At 62.3% G+C, this 16,524-nt stretch carries 16 protein-coding genes; 13 read left to right on the top strand and 3 right to left on the bottom strand.

The window, feature by feature from the left end:
• The first annotated feature begins 56 nt into the window (after nt 1–56).
• The 3 genes from M8523_RS13695 to puuE are packed head-to-tail and all read left to right on the top strand — an operon-like array spanning nt 57 to nt 2,446.
• On the top strand, nt 57–635 hold the full coding sequence (locus M8523_RS13695; protein WP_282585436.1) for an NADPH-dependent FMN reductase: 579 nt from the start codon (nt 57–59) through the stop codon (nt 633–635).
• A gap of 12 nt (nt 636–647) precedes the next feature.
• Nucleotides 648–1,004, top strand: coding sequence for a hydroxyisourate hydrolase (uraH, locus tag M8523_RS13700; protein WP_282585437.1), 357 nt, complete (start codon nt 648–650; stop codon nt 1,002–1,004).
• A gap of 5 nt (nt 1,005–1,009) precedes the next feature.
• Nucleotides 1,010–2,446, top strand: a complete 1,437-nt coding sequence (gene puuE / locus M8523_RS13705; RefSeq protein ID WP_282585438.1) for an allantoinase PuuE — start codon at nt 1,010–1,012, stop codon at nt 2,444–2,446.
• Nucleotides 2,447–2,520: 74 nt separating this feature from the next.
• Here the strand turns inward: puuE and M8523_RS13710 are convergent, their stop codons facing one another.
• Both M8523_RS13710 and M8523_RS13715 read right to left on the bottom strand, forming a co-directional pair.
• Nucleotides 2,521–3,468 carry a Gfo/Idh/MocA family protein gene (locus M8523_RS13710; protein WP_282585439.1) on the bottom strand — a complete coding sequence of 316 codons (948 nt, stop codon included), beginning with the start codon at nt 3,466–3,468 and terminating at the stop codon, nt 2,521–2,523.
• A 62-nt stretch (nt 3,469–3,530) separates the two neighbouring features.
• Entirely contained in the window at nt 3,531–4,523 is a 993-nt protein-coding gene (locus M8523_RS13715; RefSeq protein ID WP_428350506.1) for a LysR family transcriptional regulator, read from the bottom strand.
• Between the two features lie 257 nt (nt 4,524–4,780).
• Between M8523_RS13715 and chvE the strand changes: the two genes are divergently transcribed.
• From chvE to mmsB, 3 genes are all read left to right on the top strand, one after another.
• Nucleotides 4,781–5,836, top strand: a complete 1,056-nt coding sequence (gene chvE, locus M8523_RS13720; protein WP_282585589.1) for a multiple monosaccharide ABC transporter substrate-binding protein — start codon at nt 4,781–4,783, stop codon at nt 5,834–5,836.
• Between the two features lie 92 nt (nt 5,837–5,928).
• Nucleotides 5,929–7,461: a multiple monosaccharide ABC transporter ATP-binding protein gene (mmsA, locus tag M8523_RS13725; RefSeq protein WP_282585441.1), complete on the top strand. Its 1,533-nt coding sequence runs from the start codon at nt 5,929–5,931 to the stop codon at nt 7,459–7,461.
• Nucleotides 7,461–8,684 (top strand): multiple monosaccharide ABC transporter permease, encoded by a 1,224-nt coding sequence (gene mmsB, locus M8523_RS13730; protein ID WP_282585442.1) that lies wholly within the window; start codon nt 7,461–7,463, stop codon nt 8,682–8,684. The genes mmsA and mmsB overlap by 1 nt, the downstream gene beginning before the upstream one ends.
• A gap of 62 nt (nt 8,685–8,746) precedes the next feature.
• On the opposite strand, the gene hpxZ is transcribed toward mmsB, so the two are convergent.
• On the bottom strand, nt 8,747–9,130 hold the full coding sequence (hpxZ, locus tag M8523_RS13735; RefSeq protein WP_282585443.1) for an oxalurate catabolism protein HpxZ: 384 nt from the start codon (nt 9,128–9,130) through the stop codon (nt 8,747–8,749).
• Nucleotides 9,131–9,333: 203 nt separating this feature from the next.
• Between hpxZ and M8523_RS13740 the strand changes: the two genes are divergently transcribed.
• The 7 genes from M8523_RS13740 (at nt 9,334) to atzD (ending at nt 16,524) form a co-directional block, all read left to right on the top strand.
• Nucleotides 9,334–10,038, top strand: coding sequence for a GntR family transcriptional regulator (locus M8523_RS13740; protein WP_282585444.1), 705 nt, complete (start codon nt 9,334–9,336; stop codon nt 10,036–10,038).
• Nucleotides 10,039–10,324: 286 nt separating this feature from the next.
• The gene (locus M8523_RS13745; RefSeq protein ID WP_428350566.1) at nt 10,325–11,440 is read left to right on the top strand and encodes a BMP family ABC transporter substrate-binding protein; all 1,116 of its coding nucleotides are present in this window, start codon (nt 10,325–10,327) and stop codon (nt 11,438–11,440) included.
• Nucleotides 11,441–11,539: 99 nt separating this feature from the next.
• Nucleotides 11,540–12,682 (top strand): ABC transporter permease, encoded by a 1,143-nt coding sequence (locus M8523_RS13750; RefSeq protein WP_282585446.1) that lies wholly within the window; start codon nt 11,540–11,542, stop codon nt 12,680–12,682.
• Nucleotides 12,679–13,599 carry an ABC transporter permease gene (locus tag M8523_RS13755; RefSeq protein ID WP_282585447.1) on the top strand — a complete coding sequence of 307 codons (921 nt, stop codon included), beginning with the start codon at nt 12,679–12,681 and terminating at the stop codon, nt 13,597–13,599. The genes M8523_RS13750 and M8523_RS13755 overlap by 4 nt, the downstream gene beginning before the upstream one ends.
• Nucleotides 13,600–13,606: 7 nt before the next feature.
• The gene (locus M8523_RS13760; RefSeq protein ID WP_282585448.1) at nt 13,607–14,623 is read left to right on the top strand and encodes a formamidase; all 1,017 of its coding nucleotides are present in this window, start codon (nt 13,607–13,609) and stop codon (nt 14,621–14,623) included.
• A gap of 150 nt (nt 14,624–14,773) precedes the next feature.
• Complete coding sequence (gene biuH / locus M8523_RS13765; protein WP_282585449.1) at nt 14,774–15,454, top strand: biuret amidohydrolase; 681 nt, start codon at nt 14,774–14,776, stop codon at nt 15,452–15,454.
• Nucleotides 15,451–16,524, top strand: a complete 1,074-nt coding sequence (atzD, locus tag M8523_RS13770; RefSeq protein ID WP_282585450.1) for a cyanuric acid amidohydrolase — start codon at nt 15,451–15,453, stop codon at nt 16,522–16,524. The genes biuH and atzD overlap by 4 nt, the downstream gene beginning before the upstream one ends.

Genomic DNA, 16,524 nt, shown 5'->3' on the forward strand with positions numbered 1-16,524 from the left:
AGCATTGACGCGCCACGTATCCTCAGGCCACCTTCACCTCGCAAAGGGAGGGCCTGATGAGCTTGACGATCCCGATTATTCTGGGGACGGTTCGAGAGGGCCGGCAAGGCCTGCGTGCGGCCCGCTTTATGATGCGGCGGCTCACGGAAGCGGGCCACGCCGCGCCGCTCGTCGATCCCGCCGAACTGCAATTGCCGCTGCTCCAACGCATGTACAAAGAATATCCGGCCGGAGCGGCGCCCGAGCCGCTTGAGCGGTTGGCTCAGTTGTATCGCCGTGCCGATGCCTTCGTGGTCGTGTCAGCGGAATACAACCACTCCATCCCGCCCGCTCTCTCCAACACGCTGGACCATTTTCTGGAGGAGTATTTCTGGCGTCCGAGCGGGATCGTCTGCTATTCGGCGGGCCGATACGGCGGCGTGCGTGCGGCGATGCAATTGCGGGCCATGCTGGGTGAACTCGGGACACCGAGCATCCCCTCGCTGCTGCCGATCCCCGAAATCGGAAAAGCCCTGGACCAGGAAGGTCATGCGAGCGACGCCCGCCTCGATCAGTCCGCGACGCGGTTCATCGCTGAGCTCGTCTGGTATGCGGAGGCGCTGCGTCGGCAGCGGGCCGAAGGTACCCCTTATTGAAAAGGATCAGCCATGCCGCGCCTGTCTACCCACGTGCTCGACACAGCGCAGGGTCGTCCTGCCGCGGGGGTCACTCTGGTGCTCTCCCGTTTCGAGGATGGACGGCATCGCACCGTCCTGTGCGACACGAAGACCAATCAGGATGGCCGCACCGACACGCCTCTGCTCGAAGGTGACGCCTTCAAGGTCGGCCAGTACGAGATCGCGTTTCACGTCGGCCCTTATTTCCGAGCGCAAGGCCTGACCCTCCCCGAACCTCCCTTCCTCGATGTCGTTCCCCTGCGCTTCGGCATCGCCGACCCTCACGGCCATTATCATGTCCCGCTCCTGGTCTCGCCCTGGAGCTATTCCACCTATCGGGGAAGCTGACCCGCATGTTCGATCTCGACCAGATCTACCCACGCGACATGGTGGGGTATGGCCGCAATCCGCCAAAGCCGAACTGGCCGGGCCGTGGCCGCGTCGCCGTCCAATTCGTCATCAACTACGAGGAGGGCGGAGAGAACAACATCCTGCATGGGGACGCGGCCTCGGAGGCCTTCCTGTCGGAGATCGTCGGTGCTCAGCCCTGGCCGGGGCAGCGGCATGTCAATATGGAATCGATCTACGAATACGGCTCCCGGGTGGGTTTTTGGCGTCTCTGGCGGATGTTCACGGCTCGCAAGATGCCGGTGACGGTCTACGCCGTCGCAAGCGCCATGGTGCGCAACCCGGAAGCGGTCGCGGCCATGAACGAGGCCGGATGGGAGATCGCCACACATGGTCTCAAATGGATCGACTACCGGAACCACACGATCGAGGCCGAGCGGGCCGATATCGACGAGGCGATCGGCATCCACACAGCGGTGGCGGGAGCTCGGCCCCTTGGTCTCTACCAGGGTCGCACCTCCTCCCAGACCTTGCAGATCGGCGCCCAGGAAGGCGGATTCCTTTATCTCGCTGACACTTACGCCGACGAATTGCCCTATTGGCAGAGGATCTCCGGCCGGCAGCAGCTGATCGTGCCTTACACGCTCGACGCGAACGACATGCGCTTCGCGACGCCGCAAGGCTTCAACACGGGCGATCATTTCTTCGCCTATCTCAAGGACAGTTTCGACGTCCTCTATCGGGAAGGTGGAGAAGGGCACGGTGGCATGATGTCGATCGGCCTTCATTGCCGGCTTGTCGGGCGACCGGGCCGGGCGGCCGCCCTCGAACGCTTTCTCGACTATGTGCAATCGCACGAACACGCCTGGGTGGCGACGCGGCTCGGCATCGCGCGTCACTGGGTCAAGCATCATCCGCCAAAGGAAGGCTTCCGTCCAAGCCAGATGGGGCGTGCCTTGTTCGTCGAAGTCTTCGGCGGGATTTTCGAGCACACGCCCGCGGTGGCCGAGCGGGCCTATGCGGCTGGCATCTGGCCTTCGGAGGACACGACCGAAGGGTTGCATCGGGTGCTCGTGGCACAGATGCGCGCGATGTCTGCCGAGGACCAAGACGCCCTGATCAAGGCGCACCCCGATCTGGCGGGGCGCTTGGCCTTGGCGGGGGAGCTTACCGCGTCGTCGGCCGGCGAACAGGCCTCCGCAGGCCTCGATCGTCTGAGTACGGACGAACTCCAACGCTTCACGACGCTCAACACGGCCTATCGCGAGAGGTTCGGGTTTCCATTCATCATCGCCGTGAAGGGAAAGAACAAGGCTGACATTCTGCAGAACTTCGAGGTGCGGCTCGCCAACACGGTCGTGGCGGAGCGAGCCGAAGCTCTGATGCAGATCGAGCGGATCGCGAGGTTGAGGCTCGACGCGATACGGTTGGGCCAATCCTAAGGGTCCAGCGTAGCCTGTCTCCTCATCCGCGCTTCAATGACCCGAAGGCCAACTTTTGCCGGTCTTGTGTGGGTTCAGTCCACAAACGCCTCGGTCTCCATCCGCCGCCCCACCATGAAGGCGTCGGCGACCAGTTGGAATGGTGCGGCGTCGATCAGGCTTTCGCGGCGTGACAGAAGGCCGGTAAAGCGACTGTAGATGGCTTCGTATTCCTCGGGGGTCTCCTCGACCACCGTCTGGCCATTGATGGCGAGCTTCGAACCACCCTTGGTCAGGTCGAAGACTTCGCCGTCAGCCGTCTCGATGCGGAAGTTCCAGCTTTGCTCGCCTTCCTGCCGCCAGTCGAAAGCGGCCGTCAGGCGTTGCGCCGCAGGGTCGACCTCGGCAGCGCTGCGAAACACGAGATCGGCGGCGATCGGCATCATCTTGTTCGACGGTGTCGTCAGGGTGGCGCTGGTGACGAAGATCGGCGCCGGCATGATCTCGGTCAAAATCGATAGGGCGTTGATCCCTGGGTCAAACACCCCGAACCCTGCGGTTTCCCAGATCCATGCCTGATTGGGGTGCCAGCGCCGCACGTCTTCTTTCCAGGTGATCACGAGGCTCTTCAGCTTGCGGCCTGCCAATCGCTTGCGTGTCTCGGCGACGCCCGCATTGTATTGCGAGTGCCAGGTCGTGAAGACGACGCGACCCTTGGTCCGGCCGTAGGCCGCAAGGTCGACGAGTTCCAGAGTCGTCGGGAATGGCGGCTTTTCGAGCATCACGTCGACGCCGGCATCGATCGCTTCGCGGGCAAGCGCGTAGCGAACGCTCGGCGGCGTGCAGATCGCCACGGCATCGAGGTCTGGCAGGGCGGCATAGAGTTCGGCGGCGGTGCGGAAGGTCGGCACACCCGGCTCCGTAATGCCGCGTTGGCTCACCACGGCGGCCAGCCGATAGTCCGGATTCTTGGCGATCACCGGCAGATGCTGGTCCTGAGCGATCTTGCCGACGCCGATGATGGCAATGCTGGTCGGGGCCACGTGCACGTCCTTTGCGGGATGAAAGCTGCTCCTTCCCACACGAGACCAAGACGACGCAAGGCTCAACCCGAGGCTGCCTCACCGACGATGAAGTCGTAGAGCATCTGGGCCGCCGGCGAGAGAGCACGATTGCGCGCCGTGATGAGGCTGTAGGGTTGCAGGTTGATCTCGAAATCAACCGGCAGCACGTCGATCGCGCCATTGAGCCCCCGAGGGCTGTTCACGAAGGAGGCGACGTCGACGGCGATCGGTGCGATCGCATCCGTCTGGGCCACCATGACCAGGGTCAGGAACGACGAGGAGGTGTTGAGAACCCGGTCCGGCAGGGCGATGCCGCGAGACAGGAACGCGGCTTCGAGTGTCCGCCGCAGCAGCGAGCCGCTCGGTTGGAACACCCAGTCGAACTCGGTGAGCTTCTCGATCGGCACCGGCGCGTGACGCATCAGCGGATGCCCGCGTCGCACGATCAGGCAAGCGCGCTCGATCCCGATCAACCGCGTCTGGAACAGTCGCGGACTGAGGTCGTCCGGGATGCGGCCGATGATGAAATCATAGCGCGAGGCCAGGAGTTCGCTCGCAAGAGTCGCGCTCGTGTCGACCTGGATATTGATTTCGAGTTTGGGAAAACGCTGCCGGATCCGCTTGATGGCCGGCACCGCCAGCGTGATCGAGGGCGCCGCGACGGTCCCCATGAAGACGCTGCCGCCCTGGCCGGTGCGCAGGTCGCCGATCTCCCGTTCCGCCTCACGGAGTTCAAGAAGGATCGATCGAGCGCGACGCGCGAAGGCTTTCCCGTAGGGTGTGAGGGCGACCCCTCTGGGAAGCCGGTCGCAGATTGGTGCCTGCAGTATCGCTTCGATTTCGGCGATCATCCGTGACGCGGCGGGCTGCGAAATGTTGAGCACATGCGCCGCCGTGCTGACTTGTCCACTGGCATCGAGCGCGGCCATCATGCGGAGATGGTTGAATTTGAGTCCCGCCCGCAACAGACTCTCGGCCTGCGTCTCGGGCTCCCCTTCCAGAGGGTCAAAGGCTGGCGAATGGATCACAGCCACACCTCTTCGTGTCCAGCTTTAAGCATATCATGATTGATATGCTTAGCAGCCGCAATCGTATTTGACAGTTATACCGGATCGCTTCAACAGTCGCGCAGTTGGCGGCGCCATTTCGGCGTTCCAATCTCACTTGACGTGCGGATCATTGGCGCGCACGAGAGGGCCGGACGACCTTGATAAGTATAAGAACATGCGACGCGCGCCGGACCTCGCGACACGCATGCGATGGATGGGGAGATGTAATGATCACCAAACGTATGTTTTCTGGCCTGATGCTCGGTGCGACGGCTCTTGTCGGTCTTTCCCTTTCGCCGGCCTTCGCGGCCAGCGGAGACATGATCGGCGTGGCCATGCCGACGAAATCGTCCGCACGCTGGATTGATGACGGCAACAACATCGTCGCGCAACTGAAGGCCAAGGGCTACAACCCAGACCTGCAATATGCCGATGACGATATTCCGAACCAGCTCGCCCAGATCGAGAACATGGTGACGAAGGGGGCAAAGATCCTGGTCATCGCATCGATCGATGGCACGACCCTCACGGACGTTTTGCAGAAGGCCGCCGACAAGGGCGTCAAGGTCATCGCCTACGATCGCCTGATCAAGGGTTCGCCGAACGTCGATTATTACGCGACCTTCGATAACTACAAAGTCGGTGTGCTCCAGGCGACGTCACTCGTGGACGCGCTCGGTCTGAAGGATGGCAAGGGTCCCTTCAACATCGAACTGTTCGGCGGTTCGCCCGACGATAACAACGCCTTCTTCTTCTACAATGGCGCCATGTCGGTGCTGCAGCCCTATCTCGACAGCAAAAAGCTCGTCGTGCAGTCGGGCCAGATGGGCATGGACAAGGTCTCGACCCTGCGTTGGGATCCGGCCGTGGCCCAGGCCCGCATGGATAACCTGCTGTCCGCCTACTACACCGGCAAGCATGTCGATGCGGTGCTCTCACCCTACGACGGCCTCTCGATCGGCATCATCTCCTCGCTGAAGGGCGTGGGCTATGGCTCCGGTGATATGAAGATGCCCTACGTGAGCGGCCAGGATTGCGAAGTGCAGTCGATCAAGTCGATTATCGCGGGCGAGCAATATTCCTCGATCTTCAAGGATACACGTGACCTCGCCAAGGTCACCGTGGCCATGATCGACGCGATGGAAAACGGCAAGACACCCGAGGTCAACGACACCAAGACCTACAACAACGGCAAGAAGGTGGTTCCCTCCTATCTGCTGACCCCGGTGGTCGTGACCAAGGCCAATTGGAAGGCGGCTCTGATCGATACGGGCTACTACAAGGCCAGCCAGTTCTAAGATAGCCAGAAAGGCCGGCGTGCAACGCGCGCCGGCCTGCGTGTTCCAGCTCGGCCCCCGTATCGGGCCAATCCTCCTGAAAGCGTGCGTAGATGGCGGCCATCCTCGAAATGCGGGGAATCACAAAGACGTTTCCTGGCGTCAAGGCGCTCGATAACGTGAACCTGAAGGTTGAGCCGGGCGAGATCCACGCCCTGGTAGGTGAGAATGGTGCCGGCAAATCGACGCTGATGAAGGTGTTGAGCGGTGTCTATCCCTTTGGTTCTTACGAAGGTGAAATCTTTTACGAAGGGCAGCTCAGCAAGTTTCGCGATATCGCCGAAAGCGAGCATGTCGGCATCATCATCATCCACCAGGAACTGGCCCTGGTTCCGCTGCTCTCCATCGCGGAAAATATCTTTCTCGGCAACGAGACGTCCAGGTTCGGCGTGATCGATTGGGATCAGGCCTTCGCTCGAACACGCGACCTGCTCAAGACCGTCGGGCTCGACGAGAATCCCGAGACTCTCATCACCAATATCGGTGTCGGCAAGCAGCAGCTGGTCGAGATCGCCAAAGCTTTGTCCAAGAAGGTCAAGCTGCTGATCCTCGATGAGCCCACCGCCAGCCTGAGCGAAAAGGACAGCGACGCGCTCCTGTCGCTGCTTCTGAACTTCAAGAAGCAAGGTATTTCGTCGATCCTGATCTCGCACAAGCTGAACGAGATCTCGAAGGTCGCGGACCAGATCACCATCCTGCGCGATGGCACCACGGTCGAAACGCTCAATTGTCATACGACCGAGATCAACGAAGACCGTATCATCCAGGGCATGGTCGGGCGCGACATGGCGCACCGGTATCCACCACGGACGCCGAAGATCGGCGAGACCCTGCTCGAAGTGAAGAGCTGGAACGCCCATCACCATCTTCATGCCGACCGTCTGGTCGTGAAGAACATCAATTTCACCGTGCGCAAGGGCGAGATCGTGGGCATCGCCGGACTCATGGGCTCGGGCCGAACCGAACTCGCCATGAGCATCTTCGGTCGGGCTTATGGTCAGGGCATCAGCGGCACTGTGCGGATGAACGGCAAGGATGCTGACGTTTCGACCATCAACAAGGCGATCGAAGCCGGCATCGCCTATGTTACGGAAGATCGGAAGCAGCTCGGTCTCGTGCTCGACGAGAACATCACCAAGAACACGACGCTCGCCAACCTGCCTGGCGTCTCGACCGCGATGGTGATCGACGAAGACAAGGAATACGGCGTCGCCAGCGACTATCGGACCAAGATGCGCATCCGGTCATTCGGTGTGGCGCAGCAGACCGTCAACCTGTCGGGCGGCAATCAGCAGAAGGTGGTGTTGAGCAAATGGCTGTTCACCGAGCCGCAGATCCTCATTCTCGATGAGCCGACACGCGGCATCGATGTCGGCGCCAAATACGAGATCTATGCGATCATCAACGAGCTCGCCGATCAGGGGCGTGGCGTGTTGATGATCTCCTCCGAAATGCCCGAACTCCTGGGCATGTGCGATCGGATCTATGTGATGAACGAGGGCAAGTTCGTCGGTGAGTTCCCGGCGGCGGAAGCCTCCCAAGAAACTATCATGCGCGCGATCATGCGGTCGAAGGAGCTCCACTGATGAGCCGGATCACAGCCGAGGAAGGTTTGAAACCCGCAACCGGCGTGCCGGTGGCCAAGACCGACCCCGATGCGCCGGGTTGGCGCGGTCTACTGAAGAAGGGCAACTTCCGCGATTACGGGCTGATGATCGCGCTCGTGCTGATCATGCTCTTCTTCGAATACACGACCCATGGCGTGCTGTTCCAGCCGCTCAACCTGACCAACCTCATCCTGCAGAACAGCTACGTCGTCGTCATGGCGCTCGGCATGCTGCTGGTCATCGTGGCCGGACATATCGATCTGTCGATCGGTTCGCTGGTCGGTTTTGTCGGCGCCCTCGCGGCTGTCCTGATGGTGAATTACAACGTCAACTACGCGCTCGCGACCATTATGTGCCTCGCGGTGGGTGGCTTGATCGGCGCCTCGCAAGGCTATTTCATCGCCTATCTCAAAATTCCGAGCTTCATCGTCACGCTTGCCGGCATGCTGGTGTTCCGTGGGCTTACCCTGGCTGTTCTGCAGGGCGCCTCAGTCGGACCGTTTCCGGATTTCTTTCAGCTCTTGTCCAAGGGCTTCATTCCCAAGCTTAACGGCTTCGACCTCTCGTTGCCCATCGCGGCGGTCCTGTGGCTCATTCTCGTGGGCACGGGATGGCGGCGTTTGTCGAACCAGCGCAAGCACGGCGTGGTCGCTGAATCTGTGGGCTCATTCCTGATCAGGAACGGGGTCATCGGATTGGTCTTGTTCGGTTTCGCGTTTCAGATGACCCAGTATCGCGGCCTTCCGAACGTGCTCATCATCATGTTCGTGCTGATCATGCTGTATCGCTTCGTGACCAACAAGACGACGATCGGACGGCGGATCTATGCGCTTGGCGGCAACGTCAAGGCGGCCAAGCTTTCCGGGATCAAGACCGAGCGGCTGACATTTCTGACCTTCGTCAACATGGGCGTCCTCGCGGGCCTCGCGGGTATGATCTTCGCGGCCCGTCTGAACACCGCGACTCCAAAAGGTGGCGTCGGCTTCGAACTCGACGTGATCGCGGCGTGCTTCATTGGCGGTGCCTCTGCGGCGGGCGGCGTCGGCAAGGTAACCGGCGCTGTGATCGGGGCATTCATCATCGGCGTGATGAACAACGGTATGTCGATCATGGGCATTGGCATCGATTACCAGCAGGTCATCAAGGGTCTGGTGTTGCTGGCGGCCGTCTGCCTCGACGTCTACAATAAGAACAAGGCCTGAGCCATCGATCTGGCGGCACCGTCGCCGGATCGGAACGGAGGCAAAGCGGCCCGGCTTCGCGCTTAGCCTTCTGCGATGAGACTGACGTGGGCGGCCACCACGCGCCAGCCCTCCGGCATGCGCGCCCACGTCTGCATCTGCCGCCCGACTTTGCCCGGCGTGGCTTTGCGGCGGAACAGGGTCGAGCAGGTCGCGAAGTCGCGGCCAAAGGTGGTGATCACGGTGCGGTCGAGCATGCGGGTAAGGCCTGCGGGAGAACGGCCGGCCCGAAACGCTTCGATCTCGGCAAACCCGTAGAGGTTCTCGCCACCACCATAGCGGATGGTCCTCGTGTCACGCCAGAACAGCGCGTCGAGTGTGACGATGTCATTCGTCACCAGCGCCGTCTCATAGCGCGCGAAAGCGGCCTCGACTTCGCTGAGAGTCTCAGGGTCGTTTACAATCATGGATCAATCCCCGTTGGAGCCGGATCGCGCTAGATGGCGCATGCCTTGCTTAGAGCGTGCCTGAACCTTTCAGATCCTTCACCCGGAAAAGAATCGGGTTCGCTTGCCGCGCATCATCTCGCATCAAAACCTGCAAGCGGTTCACGCCATTTCCCCTCTAGCAACTTCGGCACCATTCACCAGGATTGCAAAGCAAGACCAACATGCCGCGTGCCAACGGGAAACTCACCAAAACGCAGGAGATCTACAACGCGATCGCGGCCGATATCGCCCGTTGTACCCTCCAACCGGGTGCCTCCCTCGACGAGACTGTAATTGCGCGCTTGTACCAAACGTCGCGCACGCCGGTACGGGAGGCGCTACGGCAACTCGAAACCGCCGGCCTGGTGGAAGCCCGGCCTCACCGTGGCGCGCGCGTCGCAGACATTTCGGAGCGGCAACTCGACGAGACATTCGCGGTGATGGCTGAACTTGAGGCCCTTTGCGCGCGCTGGGCTAGCTTTGCCATGACGTCGGCTGAGCGGGTTGAACTGCAAAGCATCCATGACTCGGCCGCCCCGCTGGTGCAAAACGGTGATCGCGAAGCCTACATCGAAGCCAACGATCGATTCCACAGCGCCATTTATGCAGGGGCACATAACGCCTGTCTCAGCGATCTTACCCGAGGCATCCGTCAACGCGTCGCGCCGTTCCGCCGGGCGCAATTCGACAAGCCTGAGCGTCTCGCAAAGTCGCACGCAGAACATGGACGGGTCGTCCATGCCATTCAACGCGCCAATGGGGCGATGGCCTATATGGAAATGAGGGCGCACATCGTTGTGGTGCGGACGGCCGCCGAGGATGTCGCGCAAGGCGATGGACACGCTCCAATCCTTCAACCGCGGAGGAAGAAGCTCGACCAAGGTTGATTAAGAAGGATGCATTTGGTGCCGATTGCATGCAATTGCCTGAAAGTTGAGGCCGGGAACCTGCGAATTGCAAGGCCATTCCGTGTCATAGATCCGTTCGCGGCCAAGCACATTCGCCCGTTGACCGCGCCCGATCTTCGAGCCTGTGCACGACGCACGGCAGGAAGCGGGGATCAGGTAATTTCTCCCCCGATTTAGACCACGTGGTATGTCGATTGCATGCAACGATTGAGCGTCCGAGGCATGACTTCGGCGGTTCGGCACAGCCAAGGGGCGGGATGCGATGCTGACAATGGCAGGGGTAAACCGGCGGAAATTCCTCCAGACGACAGCCGCGAGTGCTGCAGGTCTGACACTGGGTACCGCGTCGTTTCGTGCCGCACGGGCGGCCACGGATCTGACGGTGGGCGTGATCTACGTGGGGGCGCGAGACGACTTCGGCTGGAATCAGGCGCATGCGGTTGCGGTGCAGGCCCTGAAGGGCGTCCCCGGTGTCAAGGTGGTCGAGGAAGAAAACGTTCCTGAGACCGACGCCGTGGCAAAAACCATGGAATCCATGATCAACCTCGATGGGGCGGCGCTCATCCTGCCGACCTCTTTCGGGTATTACAGCCCCTTCATGATCGAGGAAGCCAAGAGCCATCCGGATGTCCAGTTCCGTCACGCGGCGCCACTTTGGACTGACAAGGATCCGAAGAACGCCGGCTCATACTTCGCCTTCCTGGATCAGGCGCATTACATCGATGGAGTCGCGGCCGGAGCCGCCTCCGTCTCGGGCAAGCTCGGCTTCGTGGCCGCGAAGCCGATCGGGATCGTGCTGCGCAACATCAATTCATTTCTGCTCGGTGCCAGAACGGTCAACCCGAAGGCCACCTGCCAGGTGATCTTTACGGGAGAATGGTCGCTCCCTGTGCGCGAGGCGGAGGCCACCAATGCCCTGGTCGACGCGGGCTGCGACCTCATCACCTGCCACGTCGATGGACCGAAAGTCGTGATCCAGACCGCCGAGTCGCGCGGGGTCAAAACCTGCGGCCACAACGCCTCGCAGGCGCCGCTTGCCCCCAAAGGCTTCGTGACTGGCGCCGAATACAAATGGATTACGATCTACAAGGGCTTTGCAGAGCTTCTAGGCAAAGGCCAGCCACTTCCGAATATCACCTTCGGTGGCTACGACAAGGATATGGTGCAGAATACGCCCTACGGGGCTGGAGCTACCGACAAAGCCAGGATGGCTGCGGATGCCGCCATCAAGGACCTCAAGGCCGGCAAACCGATCTGGACCACGGCCGTCAAGGACAACAAGGGGCAGGTGGTTCTTCCGAATGCGCCCTATGACAATTATGCGCCCGACCTCAACAGCATGACGTATCTGATCGAAGGCGTCATCGGATCGGCGAGCTGACAAACGCTTCCCCTTCTCCCGCTGACGCGGGGGCAGGGGATCGAACCGGCACCATCAGAGGTCCATCATGCGTCAGATCCCTCGCCTGAGTACGCGTTCATGAGCGACGTGGCCGACCCAACCGTACCGTTGCACGGTGCGGCGCTCGACCGGGCGTCGGCGGGAAAATCCCCTACGCTGATGCGTCTGCGGGCGGCCTCGGAATTTATCGTCATCCCGGTCCTGGCCGTGATGGCCGCCTTTCTACTGTTCTCGCTGTTCCTCCTCGCCATCGGCAAGTCGCCCCTCACCTTTCTGAGCCTCCTTTGGCTCGGAGGCTTTGGCACGGCGTTCTCCTGGGGCAACACGCTACAGCGCGCCTCACCCTTGATCCTGACCGCTCTGGCGGTCGCGGTTCCGGCGCAACTCGGGTTGACCGTCATCGGCGGGGAAGGTGCCCTCGTGCTCGGGGGCTTTGCGGCCGCCGCCATCGCGGTGCCGTTCGTCGGCACTGGAATGCCGGCCTTGATCGTCATGCCACTGATGATTGTCTTCGCCCTTGCGGCGGGCGGCCTTTGGGTCGGGCTCGCGGGATGGCTGCGCTATCGGCGCGGCGTGAACGAAACCATCTCGTCGTTGCTCCTCTCTTATATCGCCATCGCGATCATGAACTTCTTCGTCGAGGGGCCGATGCGCGACCTCAACCAGCCCATGAAGGCGTCGACCCTCCCGATCGGGACCGCCTATATGGTGCCGGCCATGCCGCACCTGAGCGTCCATTGGGGCTTCGCCACGGGTGTGGTGCTGGCACTCGTGCTCGGTGTGCTGATGCAGCGCACGACATTCGGCTTCGCGGCCAAGATCACCGGCGGCAACATGCGGGCCGCCCAGGCGCAAGGCCTGCCGGTCGGTCGTCTCATCCTCACTTGCGCCTTGATCTCGGGCGCCTGCGCAGGCCTCGCCGGCTATTTCGAAGTGGCGGCCGTGCAGGGCAGGGCCAATGCGTCATTGGCGGCAGGTTACGGCTTTACAGGCATCCTGGTGTCCTTCCTGGCGCGCCACAATCCCATCGCGGTCGTTCCGGTGGCGATCCTTTTCGGTGGGCTTGGGGCCGCCGGCGGCATCGTGCAACGCCGCATGGGCATGCCGGACGCGACCGTTCTCGTGCTGCAAGGCTTCATCTTTGTGGTGCTGCTTGCCTCCGAAACACTCTACGGTCGCTTCAGGATCTTCCAGATGGGCGGAAGTGGAGGACGCGCATGAGCCATGATCCGCTCATTATCGTCCTCATCGCCATGATCGGTGGGGCGATCCGGGTTTCGACGCCCTTCATGTTCGTGGCGCTCGGGGAATGCCTCACGGAAAAATCGGGCCGCATCAATCTTGGACTCGAGGGCACGCTCGTGCTCGGCGCCATGCTGGCCTATGCCACGGCCTATCAGACGGGTTCGCCCTGGCTCGGCATCCTGGCGGGCGGCGCGGCAGGCGTGTTTCTGGGAAGCCTGCATGGTTACCTCTGCAAGCTGCCGAAAGTGAACGACATCGCGGTCGGTATCGCGATGATGAGCTTCGGCATCGGTTTGGCGTTCTTCTTCGGCAAACCCTACATCCAGCCGCAGGCGCCACGCCTGCCCGCCATTCCGCTCGGCGGCTGGACCGGTGTGCCACAGCTGGCCGAGGCGCTGCAGATCAACCCTCTCTTCCTGGTCGGCATCGCGGCCGCCATCGTCATGGCCTGGGCCTTTGCCAACACCAAATGGGGGCTGATCATCCGGACCACGGGAGATTCGGCCGCGGCCGCCCGGGCAATGGGGGTTTCAGTCGATTGGGTGCGCTATCTCGCCACCACGATCGGCGGTTTTCTCGCGGGCGTCGGTGGCTCCTTCTTGTCGCTGTCCTATCCCGGATCGTGGAACGAGGGCCTCTCGTCTGGGCAGGGCCTGATGGCGGTCGCACTCGTCATCTTTGCGCGCTGGAGCCCGATCCGCTGTGTCATGGCGGCGCTCCTCTTCGGAGCGGCCGGCGCGCTCGGTCCTTCATTGCAGTCCGTCGGCATCACGCAGGGTTATTACCTGTTCAATGCCGCGCCCTACATCCTGACGCTTTTAATCCTGATCGCGTCATCCGGTTCGCAACAGGCGTTCCGGGCCGCGCCCGGTGAACTTTCCATCACGAAATAGAGCAGCCATGAACGGATTGGGTGGGCTGAACAAAAGCCCGAACGGCATCGTGATCGGCCTCGTGCAGGTCCAGTTGCCGGTGGTCAGAACAAAAGCCGAGCTGACGGCGCAGACGCAAAAGGTTGTCGGTCTCGTCTCCAAGGCGCGTGCCAACATGCCGACCATGGACCTCGTCGTGCTGCCGGAATATTCGCTGCACGGCCTGTCGATGGACACCAATCCGACCATTATGTGCACGCTCGACGGGCCGGAGGTCGCGGCCCTGAAGCAAGCCTGCATCGACAACAAGATCTGGGGCTGTTTCTCCATCATGGAGCTCAACCCAGGCGGCTATCCCTACAATTCCGGCATCGTCATCGACGATCAGGGGAAGCTGCAGCTTTATTACCGCAAGATGCACCCCTGGGTGCCGGTCGAGCCGTGGGAGCCGGGCGATGTCGGGATCCCGGTCTTCACCGGACCGAAGGGAGCCAGGATCGCGCTCATCATCTGCCACGACGGCATGTTTCCCGAAATGGCGCGCGAATGCGCCTACAAGGGCGCCGAGATCATGCTGCGCACGGCCGGCTACACTGCGCCGATCCGTGAGAGCTGGCGCTTCACCAACCAGTCGAATGCCTTCTGCAACCTGATGGTGACGGCCAGCGTGTGCATGTGCGGCAGCGACGGGCAGTTCGATTCCATGGGCGAGGCCATGGTGTGCAACTTCGACGGCAGCATCATCGCGCATGGCACGACGGGCCGGGTCGACGAGATCGTCACGGCCGAGGTGCGGCCCGATCTCGTGCGCGAGGCGCGCAGGCACTGGGGGGTCGAGAACAACATCTACCAGTTCGGCCATCGCGGCTACACGGCGGTGGCCGGCGGCGCACAGGACTGCCCCTATACCTACATGACCGACCTCGCGGCCGGCCGCTACAAGCTGCCATGGGAAGACGAGGTGGTGGTGACCGACGGGACGAGTTGCGGATTTCCGCGGCCGACGCGCCGCTTTGGCGAGATCCTGAAGGACGCGGCGGAATAGCCAGAATCTACCCTTCCCCGTGCGAACGGGAGAAGGTGCCCGGCAGGGCGGATGAGGGTGACCTCAGCGCTGAGCGGGCCGTCTCTGACCCGGCCCCGCCGGGCCACCTTCTCCCGCTCTTGCGGGGGGAAGAGATACCCGAGGACGACCATGACCACGATCGACGCCAACCCCTATCCCTGGCCCTACGACGGCAGCCTCAAGCCCTCGAACACGGCCTTGATCATCATCGACATGCAGACCGACTTCTGCGGGGTGGGCGGCTACGTCGATGCCATGGGTTACGACCTCTCACTCACCCGCGCCCCGATCGAACCGATCGGCAGGGTCCTCGCGGCCATGCGGGCGCAAGGATATCTCATCATCCATACCCGCGAGGGCCATCGACCCGATCTCGCCGACCTGCCACCCAACAAGCGCTGGCGCTCGCAGCGCATCGGCGCCGGGATCGGTGACGCCGGACCCTGCGGCAAGATCCTGGTGCGCGGCGAGCCAGGTTGGGACATCATCCCTGAACTGGCGCCCCTGCCGGGCGAGATCGTGATCGACAAGCCCGGCAAAGGCTCGTTCTGCGCCACCGACCTCGAACTCATCCTGCGCACCAAGGGCATCGTCAACATCGTGCTGACTGGCATCACCACCGATGTTTGCGTGCACACGACCATGCGGGAGGCGAATGACCGCGGCTTCGAATGCGTGCTGTTGGAAGATTGCTGCGGTGCGACGGATCGCGGCAACCATGAGGCCGCCGTCAAGATGGTGACCATGCAGGGCGGCGTCTTCGGCGCGGTATCGGATTCGGCCAAGATGCTGAGCGGCCTTGCCGCATGACCCGCCAGGCCTTCGTGCATCGGATCGCCGCAGCCAGCCCGGATGACGTCTCCGGTCTCAAGACGGCGTTCGAAGAAGGCCGCATCGACCGCTCGGCTATCGTGGCGGTGTTCGGGAAGACGGAGGGCAACGGTTGCGTCAACGACTTCACACGCGCCCTCGCCTCGCGAGCCTTGAAGGATCTGCTCGGCCCGAAACCCTGCCTGGTCATGTCGGGCGGAACGGAAGGCGGGCTCTCGCCGCATTTTCTGGTGTTCGAAGTGCGGGAGGTTTCGACGGCGCCGGCACCCCGGGCCCTTGCGGTGGGACGCGCCCGTACTTCGCCCTTGCCGCCTGAGCATCTTGGTCGTGGCGCCCAGGTCGACGCTGTGGCTGAGTGCGTCAAAGTCGCGATGGAGGATGCGGGGCTGAAGAGCCCCGAGCAGGTTCATCTCGTTCAGGTGAAATGTCCGCTGCTGACGAGCGACCGCATCGCCGAGGCCGCCGCGCGCGGGAAGACGACAGCCACGCGCGACACGCTGAAAAGCATGGGCCTGTCGCGTGCCGCAGCCTCGCTCGGGATCGCGGTCGCGCTGGGCGAGGTCAATCGAGCTAAGATCTCCGAAACTGCCATCGGCACCGACTGGTCGCTGTTTTCGTCTCGCGCATCCGCCTCGGCAGGCGTGGAACTGGCCGGACACGAGATCGTGGTGCTCGGCCATGGCGAGGGTTGGGCCGGGCCGCTGCGGATCGATCACGCCGTCATGACCGATGCCATCGACATCGAGCCGGTGCGCGATGCGCTCGCCCGGCTCGGGCTCGAAGCGAACGGTCAGCTTCGGCCCGCCCAGCGGATGCGCCTCAAGGCTCTGATCGCCAAGACCGAAGCCGCCTCGACCGGAGCGATCCGCGGGCTGCGTCACACGATGCTGAATGATTCCGACATCTCACCAACCCGCCATGCCCGTGGCTTCACGGCCGGGGCATTGGCGGGACTCGTCGGCCACACCGAACTCTATGTGTCGGGTGGGGCCGAGCACCAGGGTCCCGACGGGGGTGGCCCGGTGGCCGTGATCGTCGAAGCCACATGA

This window comes from Lichenifustis flavocetrariae (assembly GCF_026130545.1).
Taxonomy (GTDB): Bacteria; Pseudomonadota; Alphaproteobacteria; order Rhizobiales; family Beijerinckiaceae; genus Lichenihabitans; species Lichenihabitans flavocetrariae.

What these genes read in the sequence shown, in the direction of transcription:
- M8523_RS13695 (WP_282585436.1), top strand. Translation starts at nt 57, where the DNA reads ATGAGCTTGACGATCCCGATTATTCTGGGGACGGTTCGAGAGGGCCGG.
- uraH (WP_282585437.1), top strand. Translation starts at nt 648, where the DNA reads ATGCCGCGCCTGTCTACCCACGTGCTCGACACAGCGCAGGGTCGTCCT.
- puuE (WP_282585438.1), top strand. Translation starts at nt 1,010, where the DNA reads ATGTTCGATCTCGACCAGATCTACCCACGCGACATGGTGGGGTATGGC.
- chvE (WP_282585589.1), top strand. Translation starts at nt 4,781, where the DNA reads ATGTTTTCTGGCCTGATGCTCGGTGCGACGGCTCTTGTCGGTCTTTCC.
- mmsA (WP_282585441.1), top strand. Translation starts at nt 5,929, where the DNA reads ATGGCGGCCATCCTCGAAATGCGGGGAATCACAAAGACGTTTCCTGGC.
- mmsB (WP_282585442.1), top strand. Translation starts at nt 7,461, where the DNA reads ATGAGCCGGATCACAGCCGAGGAAGGTTTGAAACCCGCAACCGGCGTG.
- hpxZ (WP_282585443.1), bottom strand. Translation starts at nt 9,130, where the DNA reads ATGATTGTAAACGACCCTGAGACTCTCAGCGAAGTCGAGGCCGCTTTC.
- M8523_RS13740 (WP_282585444.1), top strand. Translation starts at nt 9,334, where the DNA reads ATGCCGCGTGCCAACGGGAAACTCACCAAAACGCAGGAGATCTACAAC.
- M8523_RS13750 (WP_282585446.1), top strand. Translation starts at nt 11,540, where the DNA reads ATGAGCGACGTGGCCGACCCAACCGTACCGTTGCACGGTGCGGCGCTC.
- M8523_RS13755 (WP_282585447.1), top strand. Translation starts at nt 12,679, where the DNA reads ATGAGCCATGATCCGCTCATTATCGTCCTCATCGCCATGATCGGTGGG.
- M8523_RS13760 (WP_282585448.1), top strand. Translation starts at nt 13,607, where the DNA reads ATGAACGGATTGGGTGGGCTGAACAAAAGCCCGAACGGCATCGTGATC.
- biuH (WP_282585449.1), top strand. Translation starts at nt 14,774, where the DNA reads ATGACCACGATCGACGCCAACCCCTATCCCTGGCCCTACGACGGCAGC.
- atzD (WP_282585450.1), top strand. Translation starts at nt 15,451, where the DNA reads ATGACCCGCCAGGCCTTCGTGCATCGGATCGCCGCAGCCAGCCCGGAT.